14 protein-coding genes and 1 tRNA gene are annotated in these 23,371 nt (G+C 42.8%); 12 read left to right on the forward strand and 3 right to left on the reverse strand.

Going from position 1 to position 23,371, the window contains the following annotated elements:
* Nucleotides 1-96 precede the first annotated feature (96 nt).
* Both H4W00_RS09125 and H4W00_RS09130 read right to left on the reverse strand, forming a co-directional pair.
* Nucleotides 97-4,635: a UvrD-helicase domain-containing protein gene (locus H4W00_RS09125; RefSeq protein WP_334684934.1), complete on the reverse strand. Its 4,539-nt coding sequence runs from the start codon at nucleotides 4,633-4,635 to the stop codon at nucleotides 97-99.
* 101 nt (nucleotides 4,636-4,736) lie between these two features.
* The gene (locus H4W00_RS09130; RefSeq protein ID WP_209957464.1) at nucleotides 4,737-9,209 is read right to left on the reverse strand and encodes an exodeoxyribonuclease V subunit gamma; all 4,473 of its coding nucleotides are present in this window, start codon (nucleotides 9,207-9,209) and stop codon (nucleotides 4,737-4,739) included.
* Between the two features lie 675 nt (nucleotides 9,210-9,884).
* Here H4W00_RS09130 and H4W00_RS09135 point away from each other — a divergent pair.
* The 12 genes from H4W00_RS09135 (at nucleotide 9,885) to H4W00_RS09190 (ending at nucleotide 19,078) form a co-directional block, all read left to right on the forward strand.
* The gene (locus H4W00_RS09135; protein ID WP_209957466.1) at nucleotides 9,885-10,379 is read left to right on the forward strand and encodes a hypothetical protein; all 495 of its coding nucleotides are present in this window, start codon (nucleotides 9,885-9,887) and stop codon (nucleotides 10,377-10,379) included.
* Nucleotides 10,380-10,444: 65 nt separating this feature from the next.
* A complete protein-coding gene (locus H4W00_RS09140; RefSeq protein WP_209957469.1) occupies nucleotides 10,445-11,239 on the forward strand; it encodes a hypothetical protein in 795 nt (264 codons plus the stop codon).
* A 64-nt stretch (nucleotides 11,240-11,303) separates the two neighbouring features.
* A tRNA-Arg gene (locus tag H4W00_RS09145) sits at nucleotides 11,304-11,379 on the forward strand.
* A gap of 220 nt (nucleotides 11,380-11,599) precedes the next feature.
* The gene (locus H4W00_RS09150) at nucleotides 11,600-13,063 is read left to right on the forward strand and encodes a tyrosine-type recombinase/integrase (RefSeq protein WP_209957471.1); all 1,464 of its coding nucleotides are present in this window, start codon (nucleotides 11,600-11,602) and stop codon (nucleotides 13,061-13,063) included.
* 190 nt (nucleotides 13,064-13,253) lie between these two features.
* Nucleotides 13,254-14,159, forward strand: coding sequence for a hypothetical protein (locus H4W00_RS09155; RefSeq protein ID WP_209957473.1), 906 nt, complete (start codon nucleotides 13,254-13,256; stop codon nucleotides 14,157-14,159).
* Nucleotides 14,160-14,285: 126 nt separating this feature from the next.
* Complete coding sequence (locus H4W00_RS09160) at nucleotides 14,286-14,582, forward strand: helix-turn-helix transcriptional regulator (RefSeq protein WP_209957475.1); 297 nt, start codon at nucleotides 14,286-14,288, stop codon at nucleotides 14,580-14,582.
* Between the two features lies 1 nt (nucleotide 14,583).
* Nucleotides 14,584-14,868: a helix-turn-helix domain-containing protein gene (locus H4W00_RS09165; RefSeq protein ID WP_209957477.1), complete on the forward strand. Its 285-nt coding sequence runs from the start codon at nucleotides 14,584-14,586 to the stop codon at nucleotides 14,866-14,868.
* Complete coding sequence (locus tag H4W00_RS09170) at nucleotides 14,865-15,152, forward strand: hypothetical protein (protein WP_209957479.1); 288 nt, start codon at nucleotides 14,865-14,867, stop codon at nucleotides 15,150-15,152. The genes H4W00_RS09165 and H4W00_RS09170 overlap by 4 nt, the downstream gene beginning before the upstream one ends.
* Nucleotides 15,145-15,822 (forward strand): hypothetical protein, encoded by a 678-nt coding sequence (locus H4W00_RS09175; RefSeq protein ID WP_209957480.1) that lies wholly within the window; start codon nucleotides 15,145-15,147, stop codon nucleotides 15,820-15,822. Before H4W00_RS09170 ends, H4W00_RS09175 begins: the two co-directional genes overlap by 8 nt.
* A 109-nt stretch (nucleotides 15,823-15,931) precedes the next feature.
* Nucleotides 15,932-18,079: a DUF3987 domain-containing protein gene (locus H4W00_RS09180; RefSeq protein ID WP_209957483.1), complete on the forward strand. Its 2,148-nt coding sequence runs from the start codon at nucleotides 15,932-15,934 to the stop codon at nucleotides 18,077-18,079.
* 368 nt (nucleotides 18,080-18,447) lie between these two features.
* A complete protein-coding gene (locus H4W00_RS09185) occupies nucleotides 18,448-18,774 on the forward strand; it encodes a type II toxin-antitoxin system RelE/ParE family toxin (RefSeq protein ID WP_209957485.1) in 327 nt (108 codons plus the stop codon).
* Nucleotides 18,767-19,078: an addiction module antidote protein gene (locus H4W00_RS09190; RefSeq protein WP_209957487.1), complete on the forward strand. Its 312-nt coding sequence runs from the start codon at nucleotides 18,767-18,769 to the stop codon at nucleotides 19,076-19,078. Before H4W00_RS09185 ends, H4W00_RS09190 begins: the two co-directional genes overlap by 8 nt.
* Before the next feature lie 955 nt (nucleotides 19,079-20,033).
* Here the strand turns inward: H4W00_RS09190 and H4W00_RS09195 are convergent.
* Nucleotides 20,034-23,336 (reverse strand): type I restriction endonuclease subunit R, encoded by a 3,303-nt coding sequence (locus tag H4W00_RS09195; RefSeq protein WP_209957489.1) that lies wholly within the window; start codon nucleotides 23,334-23,336, stop codon nucleotides 20,034-20,036.
* Nucleotides 23,337-23,371: the final 35 nt, after the last annotated feature.

Consider the following 23,371-nt stretch of genomic DNA (forward strand, 5'->3'; position numbering starts at 1 on the left):
ATTTTTTTAATTATATCGATTATAAAAGGTAGCTATCATCGCCATAAGCTAATTTAACTATCTATCAAACCATCACGTTTTACTTGATGTATTAGGCTAGGCGTTGGGCGTACCAAACATTTCATCCAAGGCTTGTACCAATGCGAACGGAATCTGCCATTGTATGCGACCGTAATTATGTGTCCCTTGGGTACTAATGCCCCGTAAGAACACGTACTCTACTGCGCCTAAATACTGCGCCTCATTACCTTCATAGTCAGGCAAACGTAAACCTAGAAAACGATGCAAAGCAACTTGGTAAATAGCAGCTTGCAACCAGTAGCCTGCTTTATTCATTGCAGCACTTAAATTTTTATCATTATAATCGCTTAGGCTATTTCCTAAGTAGTTGCTTTTATAGTCCACCACATGGTACTTGCCTGCATATTCATAAACCAAGTCAATTTCGCCACGTAAATAGCGATAGATATGACCAGAGTATTGGGCGGTAAGCTGAATGTGCTTTTCAGGTTCATCAGGTAGATATGTCGTAAAAACATCATTAATACTTTCAGGGGTAAAATCTTCTGACAATCCCATATTAAATCCCAGCTCGGCAATACGCTGTTTAATTGGTATTACTTGTAGTGGCTGGCCCGATGCTAGCAAGGGTGCGCTCAGGACTTCTGCTATCCACTCTATCACCTCATTATGGTCGGTTGCTAACTGATTATCGGCAGTCGTTAGTAACTCAGTATCGTTATCTAATACTTCCTCATTCTCTGATAACCCTATTGGTGATGATAAAATCGGCGTTTTATTTTTCGCTAACCGTTGTTGATAGTCAGCACTGCTATAACTGACAGGCAGCTGATATTGACGAAGGCTTTGGTCAATAATGGTTGACCATTTACTCTGGTTAGTGAAATCTATTTTTTCAAAGACTTCATGCAAGAACGTACCAGCATTAGCACCTTTAACAAAGCGAAAACGAATATCATCTTCGGAAATCATATCGTTAATATCATCATCGCCTTGGTAAATAGAAGAGGACCTATTATTTAGCAATGCCATGCTATCAGTCAAATCCAGCTCGTCCTCGATACCATCATCAAAAATAGCGAGCGCTTGGCTTTGTTCGCCCAGTTGCCGTGACAAGGCGGTAAAGCTGGTCTTTGCCCAACCCTTGAAATAGCGTGATTGAATTTGTGCATAAGCATTTTGATAGTCAACCCGCGTCACCGTGGGAGCGCTGAATTCAGACTGAGTACTGATAGTGCCTTTTGATTGTTTGTTAGCTTTTATTAGCGCTTCGGCATTAGTTGCAATGGTCTCATATTCCAGCCAGCCAATTTGATTCTGTAATCGCTCTGGCAGCACAAACTTGTGACTCTCACAGCTTAGCCATTTCAAGCTTGGTTTACGCTCAGCATCGGTTTTATTATAGCCATCCTTAAACACCATATATAACTGCTCACTAGCGCGGGTAAATGCGACATAGGCTAGCCGCCTCAGCTCTTCATAGTTTTCAATGGTTTCAAACTGGGCATAATAGTCTGTAGGTTTATCACCTTTTACGGACTGGCTGTGCAGCTTACCAGCACTGGCCGATAGTCTGCGCTGCGTTGCTTTCACTTCACCTTCAATAGCATGATCATATAAATATAATTTATGCTTATTACGACCACCAGTTTTAGAACTAGCATCAGGACTAGCACCGTCCATACCTATGACATAGACTACCGGAAACTCCAAACCTTTAGACTTATGAATAGTCATGAGCTGCACACCAGACTCAGTCGGTAGTGGCTGCTGGCGCGCCCATTCCGGTATACGGCTACTATTCATATTTTTCTTGTACCATACCAGTAATTCATACTCTCCAATATGCATACCGTGCTGCGCTAGAATATCTAACAAATGGCGCAAATCCATCAGATAACGGGCACCGTCTTCTAAATCAGCAAGCCCCACCCACACGTTTTGGTGCGTGCTCTGCTTATCTTTTGGCTGACTGCCCTGTTTAAAGTTCTCTTTGGCCATGGGATTATGAGCAAACAAGTAATGCAGGGCTGACAAAACACCATTATGCTGCCAATGCGTAGCGGCAGTTTTGAGATAGGTTTGGAAATCTTGGTAGCGCTGCTTGAGTTGTGCCTGCTTAGCATCTGAATGTTCTGGTACTGTATTGCCTGGTTCTACGTTTACTGGCGCTATATGTTCGTCATCCGTACTTAGCATCAGTGCTTGCACATCGTTGAGAGTTAACTGATAAAAATGACTGGTCAATACTCGGTTAATGATATCGCGGCGATGCGGTTTTAGCATCGCTTCTAATAAGGCCGCTAGATCACCAGCAATAGGCGTGTCAAAAACATTGTTTTCTGCAGTCTCAAGCGTAGGCACACCAAGTTTACTCAGCATATCTTCAACTTGCTTTAACTCATGCTTACGGCGGCCCAGTACACCGATATCACTTGGCTGTAATGTTCGGCCCTTTATGGTTTGCTGACTGGCCAGCAAGGCGGCAATGTGCAGCGCTGTCAGCTCATAAGCATCGTATTTTGCTTGTTTGTCATAAGGCAGATGAATAATGCTGACCGGACTGTTGGGTAAAATACTGGGTAATATATTGGGTAGAATCGCAGCTGTTTCCGCTAACACCGCTGCGGATACACTGGCTGGCTCTGCTGTCGTTGCACCTTGGTCAATATCTGATCCTGCCTGCTGCCACGATGCATGGTTGTCAGTATTTTTTGCAGTGATGTGCTGATAATAAATATCCTTACCCAACTGCGCTAATTGGTCCGCGCTTTGTGAGTTTGACGGATCATTACCATTAACCACTGATTCAGCTCTACCAAACCAATGATTTAACGCGGTAATCAATCGCTGATTTGAGCGCCAATTAACATCAAGGCTCATCATATGCCTATCATCAAACAGCGCTTTCATGGCATTATAATTGGCGACATCTCCACCACGAAAACCATAGATTGCTTGTTTGGGATCCCCTACTAGCAATAAAAATCCACGATGGGTATTTTTAACATTAGAGTCGTTACTGCCTTTAGTGTCCTTAAGATAAATACGCTCAATCATGCGCGCTTGTTCGCCATTGATATCTTGCGACTCATCAATCAATGCTACCGGATAATGATGACGGATATAACGGGCCAGCCGCTCGCCTTGCTTACCTGATAGCGCCTGGTTTAGGCGCACCATTTGCAACCCAAAGGTAGTCTCGTGCCGTGCCTCTAATATCGATGGCAGCTTTTGGCGTACTTTAATGGCGATATCACGGTTCAGTTTCTCATTTAGCGCATCGAGATAAAGCTCAATATGCTCGGCATAATCACGCAGCGTCTTTAGTGCTTGTATACTGTCAAGGTTAATAAATACTAAACGCTCGGCTTCTTTACCTTTATTAAAAACCTTTCCACCCTCTTCTTTACTAATAAAAGCATTGGGTAGTTCGGTGTATAGAACGTCAGCCTTGTCCTCTAAATGGGTAAAGAACGTGGCACCATACTGGCGAATAACTTGTTGAATCGTGACGATAGATGCTATATTTTTGCCAATCTTACCTGCTTTGCCAAACCCTTGCGCCGTACGGTATTCAATATCAAAATAAGGCTCAACATCCTTTAAATCACACTTTGCAAAATTATCCAACGCCTGCTGATAAGCGCCAAAATCAATTGTTGCGCCCAGCTCAACCTCTGCAATCGGAGTTGATATAAACTGTAAGGCCTTTTGCGCAACAGATAAATGATCAGCAGGGGCAGTTAAGCGCTTGGTATGCTGTAATAGGGCATAAATCTGTGGTTGCTGGTAATACATATGACTTTGATGCGCGCGCACAGCATCGTGAATGATACTTTCTATGACCACTTGCTCATGATCGCTGATTTGCATACCTTGCTGATGACCAGTCTCGGCACTGTACTCAGACAGCCACTTCTGTGACAGACTGTCTAAGGTACCCACGAACAGCTTATCCAAGGTAGTAAGCACCAAGGCACAGCGCCTAATAGCATCAGCTAATGGATAGTCTGTCGTGTTATCTAACAAATACACCAGCAGATAGCTATTAACCGGATCATTCATAAGATCGGTATTGCCTGCCAGCTGCGCTTGCGTATCAAGCCACTTTTGGCGTTCTTGGCGCTGCTCAGCGGTTATCTTAGTATTGGGTAATTCAGATTTCTTAGTACCTTTATCGTCTTTAACATCTTTATTTGTTTTAACATCACCAACGGTTTTGCCTGTAGAACTTTTAACGCTGCTATTTTTTAACTGAGGGTAAAGAATATCGTGGGTAATAGGATTAATGGGTAGTTTATTAAACCATTGCAATAATTGATAAAAGTCAACCAAGCGTTCATTGATACGTTGACGCATCTCAGCAGCAGCTGCACGAGTAAAGGTTGTGGCAATAATCTGCTCAGGTGGCCGCTTTGCTTCAATTAATAGCCGCAGTACAATACCGGTCAGTGTCCAGGTCTTACCTGTACCCGCTGAAGCCTCAATCAAATATTTACCGTTTAACGGTACACGTATCGCCGGCGGTTGCTCGGTCTTGTTAATCGCATTGACAGGTGGAACTTTAGCCGTACTACTGGCATCAATGCTATCGTTATTAGGCTGATCCATAAACTTATCCATAAAAGGCACTTGTTCAAAGTCGTACAGTTTGCATATTTTTTATTGCTATTTAGAGCAAAGCTCACTTAAAAAATAATGACTAATGAATCTTATAACGGCTTTAAGGCGTCATTCATTGTTCCAAACAACGGCTTGGCCAATGCTGGTAAAGCATCCATCAACTTAGTAAAGACGTCTTGTTTATAAAGCATGTATTGCCATAACTCATGTTGTGAGCAGGTATCATAGATCACATCGCTGTTATACCCTGACCACAGCCAGCTATCAAAATCACTGCGTTTGGGCTGATAATTGGACTGGCTGGCGTCATGATTATGGTTATGAGTATCGACAGCAACGTCACTATCATTATTTTTAGGATCGTTTACTTTATCAAGATAGGTCATGGCATGGACTGGTAATATCGTCATTGGGGTCTTGCCAGCGATATGAGAAAATCTAATCCATTTAAGCAACTCAGTCAAAGCAGCATCATAAGCGATGGGCGCTAGTGAAAAAGCGGTCTTACCTTTATATTTACTGTGTTCATCGCTAGGCTTATTAAAGCGCCAAATACTCTTACCGTCATCAGCCGCTACTTGCGCTTCAGTGGTACGCCGCGCTACCTGCCAATAGACATGTGATAACCAAAAACGTAAAAGGTACTGCGTGCGTGCACTATTTGGCAGGATGTTTAACCAAAGCTTAGGTGATGTTAGTTCTGACTCTGATTCCAATGGTGGCGATATTTCTAATAGCGTTGACTTAGCACTATTGACTGGATTGCTTTCTGTTGGAACGGTCCCTTTAATTTGTAATTGACCATGAGTGTTAATATCAGTAGCACAAACAGTAATCATGGTCTCAGCACAGGGTGTCAATAACATGCTGGCGCTATTTTCATTACTATTACTATTATTATCGATATCAATACCCAGCTCAGACAGCTGTTCGGCAAACTCTTGGCACTGCTGGGCCATTTGAAGCTGTTGATAATGCAAGGTTGATTGACGAGCGACACCTGCTGGCATGACAGGATCGTATAATAGAGCATTTAATGAGTCAGTCTGTTGCTTACTTACGCCTTTCTCAATAGATTCGGCAGCGTCTTTAGCATTGTCGGTAGCATTGCTCTTAGTACTGGCTTTTAGTTCGCTGAGTAGTTGCTCGTTTACCTTATAGGCATCCAAGCCTGATAAGGATAAAGGCTCTTGATGCACTATGTCCTTATCAGGTAATACGATATGCACTTGCTGTTCTTTTAAGAAGTGCTTTGCCGGATGACGGACTTGATAATATAAAGACTGCATATCGACTTGAGTGATATCCAAGCGAGCGTCAGCCTCACGATCTGACTCAATCCGCTGAGCAATATGGGCATAGTCCTCTTTGCTCGGTAGCTCGACTTTAACAGGGGGTGAGATATCAGCACCATCTTGGGCTTGCAGGCGCTCAAATACATCATGCCAAACTCTCGCTGGGGCATTGGTTTGTTTCTGACTTAGTTTTTCTTTTTGCATGGCACGGCCTAGTAACCGTATCATTTCTTGTCCACTATCTTGTTCGCTATTTTTCTCAGACTCCGAGTTCTTTGAACTCTTAGCTGCTGGTGCACTCGACCCTTCCGACACTTCATGTTGAATAAATATTTCGGCTGCAAATGGCAGTGCCGAGTGGCGGGTGACTAACCACTGTTCGATAAGTTTGGGCAAATAACGCTGTACTTGGGCGGTCAAGACGTCACTGCTGTCAAGACTGTTAGCATGTTGCTTATTATCTAAATCATCTAATTTTTTTTGCTCGTCTATTAATGGATTCCATTGCCACGTCACTTCACCTTGTAAAAAGTGCAATAACTCACTCACAGGATTGGCAGGCAGGTGCTCATGGGTATCGGTTAAACGTTGCCCATTATAAAAAATCCAGCAGGCATTACGCGCGCACAATAAAGCGTCTAAAAACGCCCCATTATCATCATCTTCACTAAACCTGTCACCACGTTGTGCTAACCCGGCTTTCATCAAGTCATAACGATTATCACGGTCGCGACTGGGAAACTCAGATAAGTCCATATTGAGCATAACCACTAAACCAAACGGTACGTTACGCAGTGCACCAAAACGCCCAAAAGTAATCACTCCGGTGGGCTCGGCACTAACTTGTTGGCTCTCAAGTTCATCCTCAATGCTGTCAAGCATAAAGCTCAGCTTGAGCGGTAAGGTACTAACTTGCGACAGCTTGGACTCAACTTGGTTGGCCTCGTTCTGCACTGCAGTCAATGAATCAAATGCATCATTCGAGGTAGAATTAGCCTGAATATCACTGTCCGCATGATAACGCTGATAATGACGATTGGCGCGTAGACTACTCTTAAAGCCGTTCATCGCATTAAAAATAGCACGCATAGGCCGTGTCTGATCAAGTGCGCCAAAATAAGGATGAATAATATGATTCTCAATATTATTTAGCCAATTCTCAGCTTTATAACGGGCTTGATACTCATTTCGACACCCATCAAGCCCAGTATGAACACGGCATAGCGCCTCAATAATCGGCGCATCGCCCAAGCTAATCGCTGAGATGGGCACTGTTTTCTCAGCTAAGGTATTATCCTGCCAATGCTCAGGATACAAACAATCACTAATACCCGCTTCTGGCATTACCAAACCTAACGCCATTTGATCTAAAGCATAAGCAAAGCTAAAACGATAATCATAATCTTGTGGGTCAAGCGTCTGCTGTAGATGCGCCTCATCAAATCCACGCACAAAACCTGCTTGCTCTAACAAGTCGCAAGCCCGACGCATCTGTTCATGGGTCAGCCCAAGACTTTCGTAAAGTGGTGGTAGCATCAACCAATCCAACACTTCAGCGACCTCAAATCGTGCCGTGTCACTACCTAGTAAGCCATAAAAACCACGTATCGCTTCCCACAATTGTCGAATAGACTTATCGACCACCCCTGTCACCTTCGCTGGTAACGTCAGGCCATCCTGCCCTTCTCCATTGACAAATACCGAGTTAATCAGTTCATGGTGACGATCAACGTCAGGTAATAGCACGACGATATCAGACAGATGACGCGGTCTACCGCTATCACTAGGTTCGTTGAGCCAACGGCCAATCATGCCGCGTAATACCTCAAGTTGGCGCTGCAAGTTATGACAGGAATGAATACTTAGGCTATTATCATATTGCGACAATCGCCATTCACGGGATTGTTGGTTACGCTTACCTCCTAAAGTAGCATCTTCGTACCAGTCATTATCTTTATTTTCATTATTGCTTAGGCTATTTTTATCCTCTAACTCTTTTGCTGATTCCTTGGAATTAGGTGACATCTGCGCGCCCAGCGCTGCACTCAATCGTCCAGCAGTCGTTTGCTGGGTTGCGCTCTCATCCAGCATCAATACATCCTGCTGTAAATGTGCGAGTAGACTAAGTGGTTGAGCACTATTTTCTGAGTCAATATACTGAGCGTCTTCATCGAACTTATCTTGCCAAACCAGTTCAAAATCATTTTGGCTTTCGTTACCAGAGAGACCTGCCAGCATCGCAAAAGTCTCACGCGATTGCTTGCCCAGACGTGACAGCAAGGTATGTCCATGATCTCGTAAAAACACGCTTTCAGGATTAATCACCTGTTGCCGCTGCAGCCACTGCTTATCGACAATATCTGCCCAGAATAATTGCGAAGGATTGTAATGGAGTAAGGTAATATTAATGTGCGTTGATAGGCGCTGCAAAAACGTCAGCTCATTTGGCGGCAACTGCTGAATGGTAAAAATATGCAGCTGGCTGGGTAATATGGCTTCAATATCTATCGCTGCGTTATTAACCTTGTCCGACATAATCTGCCAAAACCTAGTCTCAATAGACGCACGATGCTCATAAACAGCAGCAAATAAAAGGCGCCACAGGTAGCGTTGTGCAGCTTCAAGCTCAGTATAATGAGCGACCAGCCAATCCGGGGTATCAGTAGCATATTTATCAAATTTCTTAGAGAGTTCGTCCTTTGCCGCCACCAATACCTCTACCTCTACTGCTTTATTTACCGACCACAGATCTAACCATTCTTCACGGTGGTTTAGGTAACGGCTAAATACTCGTGAGAAATCAGTGGCCAACGACCACAATCGTACATCTTGCTGGCTACGATCCGCTTCTGCATCCAATAACGCTGACAGCAGTGGATATAAGGGGTGGCTGTCATTCGCCATAATGTCATTTTGGTAATAGGTAAAATAGCCAAATAACCGCCATTGCATGACTGAACCCGTTAGCACGGCGACCTCAGGTACGGTGATAGTCTCTTGTTCACGCTGTACGCTTTCAAGCCACGAATTATACTCAGCCAAAACTTTTTGCATCAATGTCCACTGATACTGCCCCCAAAACTTGGTGGTGACTAAGGTACTAATACCGGCTTGGCTAGCAATAGACTTATCCAACCAATCACCCAATACCATTGAAGGTACAATGACAATAAACTCTTCAAAAATAGGCTGATTTTTAGATTTATAAGCAATCAGTAACTGCTCAACCAAGCGTTCGGTACGGTGCGACTGAATAATCGTAAACATAGACAATAATCTGATTAGAATAGTGAAGTGGAAGAAAAAATGATGAGTACTATAGTTAAAATACCTTAAAAACGCGACGGTACTACTGGTATAAGCTTTTTGCAGCCTCTGTCTGCTTAGGCACAGCAAACAAGAACAACTTATGCCAGCAGTAGGTTATGTATCGATATTACTTTTCATTGACTATAGTGGTGATAGGCTTAATCACAAGCGTTGTTATTTAATAATTTTGTTAGAGTAGATAATAAAATTCTACAACGCGCTAGATAATGCTAACAAAAACAAACTGGTTTAGATGGCCTTAGAGTAATCATCAAAGCAATTCTCAGGAATATATGAGTAAAATCATTGCGGATACAGCTAGCTTTAGAGCAAAAAGACGCAGACAACAACTATCAATTTATGTTTATCATTCGTGCCTGCCCATTATTTCTGCTAAAATAATAATTACAAATTAAATGATAATAGTGGCAACTAAAAACAAAGCTTTACTTAATTATCGCAAGATTATAACTAACGAGTGTGCCATTGATTAATCATGTTTACCAGCATATAAGTTGCAGATGCAATCTTTTGCGTCAAACAGTGTCGCCCTACCGCAACACTTATATCAACTAAAAGTAAGAGCACCCATGCGTAGATATAATCCTTTTGGCAAGGAGATAATTTAACATTATGCCCCTGCGCCCCATCGATGCCATTTTTGTTCATCCTGAACAGCGTTTGTATGTCGTATACTATCGTGGAGCGCTGTGGCAATTACCACGTATGAAAATTGATAATACTTCATGGCAGCGCCGACAGCCTTATAATGGTTCAAAAAATGCACTTTATCTCAGTAGTCATCAAGCTATTGTTGATCCTATATTGGCACTCAAACTGCGAACATTAGACCTACCTGCTGCGATACGCGGTATCACTGTGCCACGCTTTGAAGCCTGGTGGGAAACACATGGTTTTGACTGGCTCAAAAATAAATTAACTGCAAGCCAATCACCACTAGCCGCACATGCAAAAATGTCTGGCGAACCATTTGTATTTAATCTAACGCACAAACCCAACCTACCTAGTAGCGATAACAGTCAAACAAGCGTTCAAGTCGTAGCCACAGATATCTTTACCGATATGCTGGCAGACTTAGCGGATGAAGTGATGCAGCAGCCACTCTAATCCAAATAAGACCTCATAACTATTTAAATTTCTAACTAAACTGATTAAGAAACGAGCCGTTAACTATGAAAGATTATAAGGTGCTGTTGATTGGGCTGATCTTATTGATGCTAATTATCTCTAACAGTGTCTTCACATGGCTATGGCAGAGTAATCGTAAAAATGTAGACCCATTACCGATCGTTGCCAACGAAGCTACGAACAGTCAGCTGTCTGCCAATGCCTCAGAAGACCTAGATACAGCTATCAGCAATGTTTTATATGTGCAGGCAGAGGATAAACTACAAGTTCCCCTAGATGATGTCATCATAAGCTTTGAATCGCGCTATCCAAATGTACAGGTCTTAGCCCGCTACGTTTCCAATAGCATGTTACTTACCTTACCCGATAGCCGTATCTCTGGTAACGAACCTTCGAAATCTATGGTCAATGTTGACCTCATTATTGCTGATGATGGTCTCACCCAAGCTCAACTATCTTCCCTACAAACTTTAATTAATGAGGCTCAAACCAAGCTTAAGCAGAGTAAAGTCAATGCTGATGCTGATGCTGATGCTGATAGTATGGCGCAGGATGACACTGCTAATAACGAAGCTCGCAATCTGACTTCATTTAGCTATGGGATAAAAGAGTCACAAGCAGTTGATGGTGTTGTCTTAACGGATAATCCTATTGCCATTAGCTTTCGTAATTTTTTATTGTCAAGCGCTGGGCAAGACGTATTAAAAAAATATGATTATGGCAATATCGACGGTTATAGAAATAACATGGACGACTTGTTTAATACTAAATCACAGGCAAAATCAGCAGTAGATAAAAGCTCAGTGACAGTCACTGATGCGCTCAGCAATGGAAAGTAATCGCACCTGCCTTTCATTGATTGCTTTTTTAAGTATTTTTTCTTACAATGGCATTCCTTATAATGCGCCTATAGCTCAACAGGATAGAGCAGTTGCCTCCTAAGCGATCGATCCGAGTTCGAGTCTTGGTGGGCGCACCAATCATTGTATTTAGCAGTAACCTCGCATTACCTAAACCCTCTCAAACCCTTCTATACAATCATTGTACGTCTCCTGATATTACTTGTCATTACCTATCATCACCTTTACAATGTTGTACATACTGATGTACATACATGAAATTATCATTATTTTGTTGTACACAAATCGCATTATTGTTGTACATGGTAATTATTAATCGTGGCTAATCGAGGTGTGGCAATGGCTGAGCGCAAAAACTACCTATTAAATGTTAATGGCATAAAAGCTATTGCTAAGCTTGCACCACCGGCTAAACGTAAAAGATATAGCGATGGTGATAGCCTTCATCTAGTCCATGACCCAAAGGGTTCGCTGTACTGGGTAATGACTTACCGTTATCAGTCAGATAAAGATATTAAGCCCAAACAAAAAACCTTTCACATTGGAACATACAGGTCATCAAAGCAAGATGTTGACACCGTATTCAAACCTGATATTAGTCTTAAACAAGCTCGTTCTTTGCGTGATAAAGCGAAGGCATTACTTGCTGATGATATTGACCCCGCCATTGATAAGAACAAGCACAAGAATAGCGTTGAGCAAAAAGACTTATTCAATGTGATAGCGCAAAGCTATATCAATGATAAATCAGACACCACACCCAAAAACGTCCAGAAGCTACAAACCTACCTCGATAAGCATGTAGCGCCACATATCGGTGACTACCCTATTCAAGCTATCACAGCTCAAGATGTGATTAAGACAGGTTTAGCCGTACAGACCTACTTTGAGCAGCAAGGTAAATTGACGACGGACACCGCCCACAAGAGCGTGGCATTTATAACGTCAGTGTTTGAGTATGCTATTAATACACTAGCCTATGACATTATCAATGTCGCTTATGGGCGCAGCAAGGCGCTTAGGACCCATAAAGCTGAACGTATGAAAGCTATTGAACAACACCAATTCTCAGAGCTTTTACGCAATATTGACAACTATGGTAAAGATAATCCGAATGGGCATGGCCAGACAGTGGCAGGTATGCAGCTGATGACGCTGTGTTTTGTCAGAACTAAAGAGTTAAGGTTTTTTGAATGGTCAGAGATTGATTATCATAAAAACGTGTGGCGCATACCAGCGGCTAAGATGAAAATGCGTCAAGACCATATCATTCCACTGTCACCACAAGCTATGGCTATCATTGAGCGTATGCGTCCACTGACAGAAAAGACGGGGTATGTGTTCTATAACTTCGAGCGCAGTAATACCTATAGTGAAGTGTGGTTTAATCAAGCACTCAAGCGCATGGGTTACACAGGCGACCCTTACCCTAAGATGACAGGACACGGTTTTAGGCAGCTGGCTAGTACAGGGCTGTATGAGCTGCAATTCAATGATAATCTGATTGAGATACAACTTGCACACCTTGAACAATCAAGCGTGAAAAAACGGTATGATTTATCTGCACACTTAGCTGAACGCCAAATGATGATGAATAAGTGGGCGAACCATCTTGATGATTTACGCGCTGGCAAAGCGGTTAGCTTTGACTTATTGACCCCTGATGAAGTCACAAAAGAAGTGAATAGCAGGAATGAGCAAGCAACTGAAATAGCGGCGCATGACAAAGAAAATTTAATAAAAAGCTTGCAAGCGCAAGGCATATCACAGGATGTATTATTAAAACTTGCTGAACAGCTTTAACAACGACATTTAACAACATGGTTTTAACAACTATAGCCAGCATTAGACTGGCAGACCGAACTTGATAGCGTCAACCGCCGTCAATATCAATTGCAAGGCTAGGACTAATTACCCGAACGATAGCTATCGCACCCTTAAGCTGTCATCGCCTTGCTCCTATTTTAACTTAAGGGTGTACGAGGGTGCGAATGTGTCGTTACTTGATACGTTGAAAGATAGGCAGGACAAGAAATATATTTCTTTTTGGGGGTTAGTTTCTAACATAATTGCTGTTGATGAGGAAAGAAGCGATAACACTTACGCTAGTAATGAAACTTATTTCACCGTAGTTGAGGCTTTATTGAGATTAAAACTACATGAAAAAGTTCGTTACTTTATTTATGACCCTGAGGATTTTGATTTTAAGCAAATAGATGAGCCAGAGACTGATGAAGCAAAGTTATTTTTAAAAATGTTACTTCTAAAGTCTGGTAAAAAAATTGCGCCTACTGAAGTAATAAAAATTCAAAACCTGTTTAAAAATTGTTTTTGGCTTAAAGAATCTATAGAACAAGTACTTCCTAATGGTATCGTTGACTTCACTAACCCAGTATTTTTTGGCGTAGGAGAGCATCGTCTTTTAGAAGTAAAACCCTCTTTAGTTGATGACGAAATACTTATTAAGTTGCAGCGCCTACAAGAAAAAATAAATGAGCTAGAAGCAGAAAAATCTAATGGTAGCTTTGCAATGGGAACGCCAACGGTAGCGCATGGCGAACCTAAAACCAATGAACAGCTACTCGAAGAACTGGCAGCCGCCAACGCGCAGATCGAACAACAAGAGCAAGATATAAATAGGCTCAATGACCAGCTAAGTAAGCAAGCAGACACGCCAGCTACTGATACCGATAAAAAAGAAGGTCAAGGTGATAGTTTATTACTACTAGGCGCAGTCATGCACTGTATAAAAAAGGCTGCTAAGAAAAATCTTACACAAGAGTCATTAACTCAAACTATTTTGACAGAGTACAAAAGCGTTAGTGGTATATCGAAAGGCACTTTAGATAAGAAATACACAGAAGCAAAAAAGCATCTAAATCAAAGATTTATACCTTAAATAATTTCTATTAGAAAAAACCAAAATTTCTGTAGAAACGACAAGAAATAAACTACCCCCTATCATTCACCTCATAGCAACCAGCCATTACCGGCTATTCCCTTAACCGCTATGAGGTGAACTATCATGACCTTAGTCGATCAGTATCTAAGAATGGCAAACCTTGCCAATCAACCAGCGCGTCCCGCTAGTACCCACACCACCGCAGCAGGTCAACAGCGCACCGTCACCGCCAAAGCCGCTACCCGTGGCATTACTGGCTTCTCTGCCAAGCACATTTACCATCTAATTAATCAAAACCAATTCCCAGCCCCCGTAAAAATCGGACGGGCTAGTCTATGGCGCTTGTCCGAAATCAATCGCTGGCTAGACAGTCATACCCAGTCGTCAGACGACAATGCCAACGCACAAGAGGGTGTTTAATATGACGACTACAGCCACCGCCCCAGTGACCAACCAGCCAGCACCTAAGACCCAAATAGAAATAGTTAGATCGCATCTAATGACAGGCGCAACTATCACCATATGGGACTCTATCCGTCTTTATAGAATTACAAGTCTAGCCCCACGCATACACGACTTACGCAGTGCAGGACTGCTAATTCAAAGTGAAATGATCAAGCATAACAATAAATGGTTTGCGGTCTATTGGCTCGATGAACAGACCTTACTTGAAAGTGAACTATCTAATAGCGAGGTGACCCTGTGAATAACCACCCCAGCGTAACGAACAATACCCCAGACAGTCGCCTAGTGACCGTGGATAGTATGTACTTACAGCTTATTAATGCCCGTGTACAAGATATTTATATCGATACAGAACACTTAGCCGCCGCGCTAGATGCCATCAAAACAAAAGATGGTATTAGCCAAGGTGTTCTTGTCGCAGTCAAAGGAGCATTGCTTGCCAATAGCGAGCTGGCAGGCCTTGTTAGTGAAATGCTTCTTGACTACGCATTGCCGTACCAAGCGGAGGTATCAAGCCATGAGTAACAAACCTATCAAAACCAACCTAAAGCCCAACCATACGCCAGCTAATGAGCCACAGGCTAGCAAGCGTGGCTTACTACTAAGATTTACTATCTTTATGGCATGGGTGATAGGCATTGGCTTGCTACTGTCATTGATAGCTTGCCAGCCTGTCAATGCAAAACTGATTGCAAGCGATGACACCAGCGGTTACTATATAGACCTCTCAAAAAACGTTAGCGGACAAGCCAGCCGTAAAATTTTGGCTTTTTTTGTGTCTGTTATTGATCTGGACTCTCAATCCTTATCAAAACATACAGATACCGCCCCACCCACGCATACAAGCGTACCAAGGGGGCAATACCTCATATCTATGGCAGCACCTCAATGCTTGCCAACCGACTATGACGGGTTGACGCTGCAAAATAAAATAGCCGTAAGGCGAATATGCAAGGCGGTTACTAACGTTACCGAGAGTAAGACCCGTCACCCTATACTTTTATTGTATAGCGTGGCATTCACTCAAAAAACGTTAGGAAATAGCTATATGGCTAATTCAATCCGCACGACTTCAAACACCACTACCCCGACGACCAAACCAGCCACCTTTGATATTGGTGATGCGGTTTTGTGTGCGCTATTAATTCCCCGTCTCTTTTTATTGATTCGTTACGGTAATCAGGTGTCACAGTGACAACCTACCCACAGCCTAAACAACGCCGTAAATACGCCAAGCGCAAATGCTACTACAAAAAATATAGAGCGACGCGCCAGCCGAAAAAATCGCAAGCAAGGGGGAATAGATGAACACAACACCAGTAACAGACACCCATGAAAAAGCCCGTGCTGAGAACACGGGCGGCTTCATTGAATACATTGCTGACTTTGATAACACTACACTAGGACAACGTGCACAAGATGGTGACTTAAGCCAGTTAGATAGCTTGCATGATGACTTAGGATTGCCAACAAACCATATTGATAATACGCGCTACCTACATGATGATATTAGCATGAGGGGCGGTAATAGCAAAGGCGATAAACTACCTAATACTAAAGGCGCTTATGGCCTTATTATGGTCAAGAATAAAGGTGAACCTGTCAACGTGGCAGCACACATGCCTAATAGTGATAAACCGCCTAACATATCGGACACCACGCAAGCAAGCGCCTACGCTATTGGCTCAATGAGCCTTAACGATGACTGGTGGCTAGTAACTGGTTTGAGTGATGCAGTCACGCTTTACGCAGCCCTAGCCATGATGAACGGTAACGAAAACGTAACCGTCTTCGCGTGTCTTAATCAAAGTCTATACGATAAAACGCTAAGACATTTTGCCGAAGTTAAAACTATAAATATTATTGACACCGCCCAGCACAAAGACAGAATAACAAGCCGTTTGGCAGGCGTGAACGCGATTGCTCATATTGCAATAGATGACATTATTAGCAGACTGAATGAGGGTGACTTAATAAGTGACCTTATCGCAGATGCGGAAACTATAGAGCTTGAAGCACTCGAGTGGGGCGACCCTGAACCCTTAGCTAGTGACTCAAGCCAGCCAACACCCTACCCTATAGAAGCATGGAACGGATTACTAAGACGGGTCATTGAAGCCGTAGCATATTATGCACAAGTATCGCTTGGTATGGCAGCGCAATGCGTTTTAGGCGCACTAGCACACATGGGGCAACGCTTTGTTGATGCACCTTTTGGCCATGGTCATAAGCCAGCCAGCCTAATACTGATAACAGAGGGCGAGAGTGGCAGCGGTAAAACCGAAGCTATGAACCTAACTTACTTCAAAATAGATGCCTATGAGAAACAGCAATATGAGCAATATTTAACTGACTTAGATATATGGGACACAGAAAAAGCCAGCTTGAAGGGTGGTGAATTAAAGACATTCCTTGATAGCACACCAAAGCCATATAACCCTGAAACCGTTTTTAAAGAAGCCACCATAGAAACGATACTTGATAAATATGTCAATCTTGAGATTATTAACGGCTCATGGGCAACCGATGACGGCGCACAATTTTTTAACGGTCACTCAATGACCAGTAAGACTGCAGGAAACGCCCTAACAAGTTTTACAGACCTTTACAGTGGTGGGGTGGTCAATCGTACACGCTCGCTAAAGAACGCTTTTGCTAATCCACGTACTAAAGCCTATGACGCACGGTTTACACTTATGTTAATGGCTCAACGTATTATTTTAGAGCCAGCATTAACCGACCCACTGATGAATGGGCAAGGATTTTTAGCCCGTGCTTTAATTGCTTGTCCTGAGGACTTGCGAGGTTATCGAACATATGACGACCCAAAGCGCCTAAGCGATGACCCAAACGATGACCCTTGCTTAATAGAATACTGGTCACGCTGCCAAATTTTACTTGATCCATTGCCAGCCAACGAGCCTAACGACACCACAGGTAAGCCTAAACGCATCAAAATGCAATGGGTAGACAAACAAACTGAACAAGTCTTTTATGGTCACATGCAAGCGATAGAGAACAGGCAAAGACAAGGCAGCGTGTTTGCTACTGTAAAAGCGTATGCGTCGCGTATGGCAGAAAATTCCAGTCGTATAGCATCATTAATGGCGTTTTTTGAGGGACGCAATACAATCACCACAGACGACATTACACGCGCTTTTATGTTGGTAGAGTATTCCACAGCCGAACGCTTGCGCTATCTTGATGCAACCCCTACAGGTGAACAGAACGACAGTGAGAAGCTAAGCGGCTGGCTAGTTGATAAGGCAAAGGACAAGAAGCCGCATAAATTAGGCAGAACTTATATATCAAACAATGCCCCTAACCCAATGCGTAAAAATACCAAGTTATTGCAAAGTGAGTTAGACAAATTGGAGTCTGCTAAACATATCAGGCAGGAAATGGAGGGACGCAGCAAAGTAGTATTAATCAATCCAAATCTATACGATTAGTATTAACGCTTAAGAAATCCTGCTTAAACTGCTTAAACAGCCTCTATCCCTTATAGTTAGGGGGTTTTCATTAAGATGACCAAATTTTAAGCTTGCTTAAACGGCTTAAACTCAGCTCAAAATAACCCTGTTTAAGACAAACTTAAGCAATTTAAGCAACGTTAAGCAAACCCCTGTCTTAAGCAAAACCCTTAACCATCATACGTTACAGCCAATTTAAGCAGTTTAAGCAGGTTTTCTTAGATATGAAACTATATTGGCAGCCGCTAATCGTCTGCCTTTTTCAGATATGAGAGCAGCTACCAAATGCACTTGTATTCCATTATCCGAAAGTTTACACTGATAATGATATATATTAGGTTTTGATAATGATTAGTGTTGACCAAACCGACCAATTTAGCCGCTGGCTGCACAAGCTTAAAGACCCACTAGGTAAAGTTGGCATACTGGCACGGATTAAACGAGCAGAAAACGGCAACTTTGGTGACCATAAATTACTTCCTGACACAGGCGGTATTTATGAGATGCGCATATTCAAAGGCAACGGTTACCGCGTCTATTATGCCAAGCAAGGTGATGTGGTTTATCTGCTACTGTTAGGTGGCAGCAAAGATAGCCAGAAAAGCGACATTACAAAGGCTTGTGCGATGTGGCAACAAGTTAAAGAACAAACAAAGGAGCGTCCCAATGACTAATATTAAAACCAGCCGTTTTGATGTGGCGGAGTATCTGACAGATGAAACTCTTATCAATGCTTACTTAAATGAGATATTGACTGACGGTATGCCCAGCGAGTTTATCCAAGCCTTAAACGATGTGGCGCGGGCAAAGGGCATGAATGAGCTGGCACAAAAGACAAGGATAAGACGTGAGAGCCTTTATAAGACCTTGCAGTCAGAAAAGCCACGCTTTGACACTATGCTAAAGATTATTGATGCTATGGGCTTGCAAGTCACACTGACACCGAAACAAGAACCTGCCCAACTCACACAATTGTGATAATCAGGTCACAAAGCTAAACGGTTGAGCCAATCTTTTGAACTGGCTAAACTGAGCCTGATGACGAGATTCCACCATTTGGCAGGATAGCCAATTATTCATAACTAATAACTATCTCGACGACTAAAATATTAAAAGGCATACGTTAATACGCATGCCTTTTTTAGTGTTTGTATTCTAACGATATTAGTGAAAGATATTGGAATCAAAAATAGCGGAATCATACGATATTGGAATCATACGATATTGGAATCAAAAAACCTATATTAACAACTGATTCCAATGTCAAAAAACCACCTCTATCCCAGTCATATAAAGCAATTCAGCTTGGAATCAAAAAGGCTTGTGGAATCAAAAATAGCATAAATATGGAATCAGTCTAATATGATAGTTATGCCAAAAACACGCCAACTAACCCGCCTATAAACGCTATTGACCTTGATATTAAATGAATAGAAAATATTGGAAGCAAAAACCCTAGAAGCAGTGGAAGCAGGAAGCAAAAAGACCCTATAAAAAACTGCTTCCAACATGAAAAAACCAAGCTTAGCCCAGCCGTATAAAGCGTTTCACCTTGGAAGCAAAAAAGTGCTTGGAAGCAAAAAACAGCATTAACTTGGAATCAGTTTAATTTTCTACATGTACCAAAAGCAAGCCCAATAGCCAACTTATCAGTGCTATTGATCTTGCTTTTAAATCACACTATTCAGGACGAAATATTGGAACCAAAAACCATGGAACCAGTGGAATTTGGAACCAAAACACCCCTGTTTATCTTTTGGTTCCAACATGAAAAACTACTCTTAGCCCAGTCACAGAAATAGTTTCAGCTTGGAACCAAAAATAGCTTTGGAACCAAAAAAACACCTGAAACTGGAAGTAGCTGTGTACCACTAAAGCGATAAAAAAGGCGTGAAAACCAATCGTTTTCGGGCAAGTTTATCTGACTCAGATATTATATCATTTCCTCAGCACCTAGCTTAGTATCAAGCATTAGTCTAATGAACTTCTTAAACTGATTAGGATTAGATAATAGATGCATGGTCATACCTTCATAAGCCTCTTGGCTTTCAAACAGCGCGTCCATGGCAGCATCAGGATAACCACCTAACATAATTTGATCAGGACTGTTCTTATTATTAGCGAACTGCTTTACGACGATCTCATTTTCAGTGACCTTATCCCAAATAGTATTTTGAAAATTGACCATGTCATTTTCGGTAAAGTCTTCGCCTGCAAACACTTCATTCAACCGCTCAATAATCTGCGATAAAAACGCTTCTTTTTGATCCTTTGGTTTCCCTGTACCACCGCCGCCACCAGTATCCAGTTGATACTCACTTTTACTTTCTTCTAGCTTTAGGTGTTGCTGATGCAGAATTGAGACACGGTAATGACTCATGACGATGTTACTTAGATCGACATCATCTTCATCATCAAAGCTTTCACGCAGTAGTGGCTGTAGATTACGCGCGTATAGGCTAAGCTTCTCTAATTCTTTATCGTCATAGTCAACAATTTGCGACATAAACTCATACTGGCGTGTGAATGTACCTAAATCCTTTTTAAAGATTTCCAGCTCATCTTGCTCAAGTTTGAAGCCTTTATAGTCGTTTTCAGCATTGGTCATCAGTACTACATCACCAGTCGCTTTGGTACGCTCAAGCATTGCCTTAGCATATTGTGCTTGCTCACGTGCCAGCTTATAGCGCTTCTGCCAACGATCGACCGCTGGCTTGCAGATATTACTAATGGCGGCATTGGACTTGTGCTTACTATAAAAAGCCGCAACGAACTGCTCAACTTCGTTCTTAGTGAAGATATCACTGTTATCGAGTTTGTTATAAAGATCAAACACTTGATCTGGGTCAGACACATCCGCTAAGGCTGCAGTCTCATAATACGGCTGGAATGCTGCCAAAATATCTTCAGGATCATTAAAGAAGTCGAGCACGAAGGTGCCGCTCTCCGCCTTACCTTTATAGGTGCGGTTAAGCCGTGATAAGGTCTGTACGCAGTCCACGCCTGTCAGCTTCTTATCAACATACATGGCGCACAGTTTCGGCTGATCAAAGCCCGTCTGAAACTTGTTAGCCACTAGCATCACTTGATAGTCATCACTATCAAAGGCTTTACGTAGATCGCGGCCTTTTAGCCCGATATTCATATTATGCTCAGTGAACTTATGGTCGATCAACGCGCCACTGTCAGGGTCATTGTCGTTAAAGCTGACCTCACCTGAGAACGCTACCATCGCATTGATGCCTTTGTAGCAGTGCTCAGTAATATAATTATCAAACGCCAGCTTATAGCGTACGGCTTCTTTACGTGAACCAGTCACAACCATGGCTTTGGCTTGTCCGCCTAATAAACCTTTGATGTTATCGTGAAAGTGTTCAATAATGATTTTGACCTTTTGCGCGATATTATGCTCATGTAGGCGCACCCAGCTATTCAGCTTAATCTTAGCGCGGCGAGCATCCACTTCATCATCGGCTGCGGCCAGCTTTTGCTTGAGCTGATAGACCACTTTATAGTTGGTGTAGTTCTTGAGGACATCTAAGATAAAGCCCTCTTCAATCGCTTGGCGCATTGAGTAAACGTGATAAGCGGCTGGCAAGTTATCTTTCGATGCTGGCAAGTCAGAATTAGGCAAACGCCCAAATAGCTCAATAGTCTTCGGCTTAGGCGTGGCAGTAAAGGCATAGTAACTTAGGTTTTCACTGCTACGGCGCGCGGCAAGCGTGGCATCCAATATAGCATCAAGACTGTCTTCACTAGATAACGGCGCGTCATTACCAATAGCATTGCCTTGATTACTCTCTATATCACCAGAGACCAATACTTCTTTTAGCTGGCGTGCGGTAGAGCCTGTCTGCGATGAATGCGCCTCATCGGCGATAATGGCATAACGGCGCGACTTTAAAACACTAGAGTCTTCAATGGCTTTTAGAACATGAGGAAAGGTTTGAATGGTCACGATAATGATCGGTTGCGCGTTCACCAATGCGGCGGCAAGCTGCTCAGACTTAGAGCCGTCACCTTCTTTTTTATTGATCTTGCCAACCACCCCATCAGCATGTTCAAACTGATAGATGGTATCTTGAAGCTGGTCATCGAGCACAGTACGGTCAGTAATGACGATCACTGAATGAAATTGCTTATCGCCTTGATGATTGTACAAGGTTGATAGCTGATGCGCTGTCCATGCGATAGAGTTGGACTTACCTGAACCTGCACTATGCTGAATCAGATACTTTTGACCAGCGCCCTCATTAATGGCGGCATTGACCAACTTAGTCACCACATCCCACTGATGATAGCGCGGAAACATCATAGTTTCTTTTTTGGACTTACGTCCGATGACATCTTCTTCTGCTTCGATCTGCAAGTGCATAAAATGCCCAAGGATCGAGAGTAAGTTCTCCGGCGTTAATACCTCATTCCATAGGTAATCAGTGGCATAGCGGCTGCTATCGGTAGGCGTGTCATTGCCCGCACCGCCCTCCGCTGTGCCTTTATTAAAGGGTAAGAAGTAAGTGCTATTACCTGCCAGCCTAGTGGTCATATAGACCTCATATTGACTGACAGCGAAATGTACCAGTGCGCCACGCTTAAACGTCAGCAGTGGCTCAAGTTTCTTGGTATCTGGGTCTTTTGGCAGGCGTGTACGCTTATATTGAGTAATAGCGTTTTGTACGGATTGCTTAAACTCAGATTTGAGCTCCATGGTGACTACTGGCAAGCCATTGACGAATAGCACCACATCAATACGGTTACGTTTAGCGACCTTGCCATTACTGTCTTCGCCGTCTTGAAGACTGACGTGAGGGCTATAGACCACCTCAGGGACAACACGGCAGATATTGCTCTCATAGCGTGCCATGATCTCAGGGTTAAGGCTGTGCTCAGGCTTAAACTGGCAGAGAGAGAAACGAGCATTACGAATCTTTAGACCATGACGCAATACACCAAGCGTGCCATAGGTGCGTGAGGCTTTATCGGTAGAGTGTTCATCCGCTTTATTCAGCTGCTTAACCAATGCTGCAATAAAGTGGCGCTCAGAGTCGATAGGATAAGTACGACAAAACTTCTCCCACTCCTGCGGCTGGGTAGTCTGCACAAAGTCCAGCACATCTTGCTCATATAGCGCGGTCTCTGCTTGATAGCCGCTGGCATGACCCAACTGCCAGCCAGTTACTTGCATTTGGCTGACGATATCGGCTTGAAAGACAGATTCGTAAGTAGTGTCGGTCATAGTTTTTTCTTATTATAGTTAGGAGAATTAAGTTA

This window comes from Psychrobacter sp. PL19 (genome assembly GCF_017875835.1).
Lineage (GTDB): Bacteria > Pseudomonadota > Gammaproteobacteria > Pseudomonadales > Moraxellaceae > Psychrobacter.

Bases quoted from the DNA above. Each gene is read 5' to 3' on its own strand.
- H4W00_RS09190 (WP_209957487.1), top strand. From the start codon at position 18,767: ATGACTAATATTAAAACCAGCCGTTTTGATGTGGCGGAGTATCTGACA.
- H4W00_RS09185 (WP_209957485.1), top strand. From the start codon at position 18,448: ATGATTAGTGTTGACCAAACCGACCAATTTAGCCGCTGGCTGCACAAG.
- H4W00_RS09195 (WP_209957489.1), bottom strand. From the start codon at position 23,336: ATGACCGACACTACTTACGAATCTGTCTTTCAAGCCGATATCGTCAGC.
- H4W00_RS09135 (WP_209957466.1), top strand. From the start codon at position 9,885: ATGCCCCTGCGCCCCATCGATGCCATTTTTGTTCATCCTGAACAGCGT.
- H4W00_RS09130 (WP_209957464.1), bottom strand. From the start codon at position 9,209: ATGTTTACGATTATTCAGTCGCACCGTACCGAACGCTTGGTTGAGCAG.
- H4W00_RS09175 (WP_209957480.1), top strand. From the start codon at position 15,145: ATGAGTAACAAACCTATCAAAACCAACCTAAAGCCCAACCATACGCCA.
- H4W00_RS09140 (WP_209957469.1), top strand. From the start codon at position 10,445: ATGAAAGATTATAAGGTGCTGTTGATTGGGCTGATCTTATTGATGCTA.
- H4W00_RS09180 (WP_209957483.1), top strand. From the start codon at position 15,932: ATGAACACAACACCAGTAACAGACACCCATGAAAAAGCCCGTGCTGAG.
- H4W00_RS09165 (WP_209957477.1), top strand. From the start codon at position 14,584: ATGACGACTACAGCCACCGCCCCAGTGACCAACCAGCCAGCACCTAAG.
- H4W00_RS09150 (WP_209957471.1), top strand. From the start codon at position 11,600: ATGGCTGAGCGCAAAAACTACCTATTAAATGTTAATGGCATAAAAGCT.
- H4W00_RS09125 (WP_334684934.1), bottom strand. From the start codon at position 4,635: ATGGATCAGCCTAATAACGATAGCATTGATGCCAGTAGTACGGCTAAA.
- H4W00_RS09160 (WP_209957475.1), top strand. From the start codon at position 14,286: ATGACCTTAGTCGATCAGTATCTAAGAATGGCAAACCTTGCCAATCAA.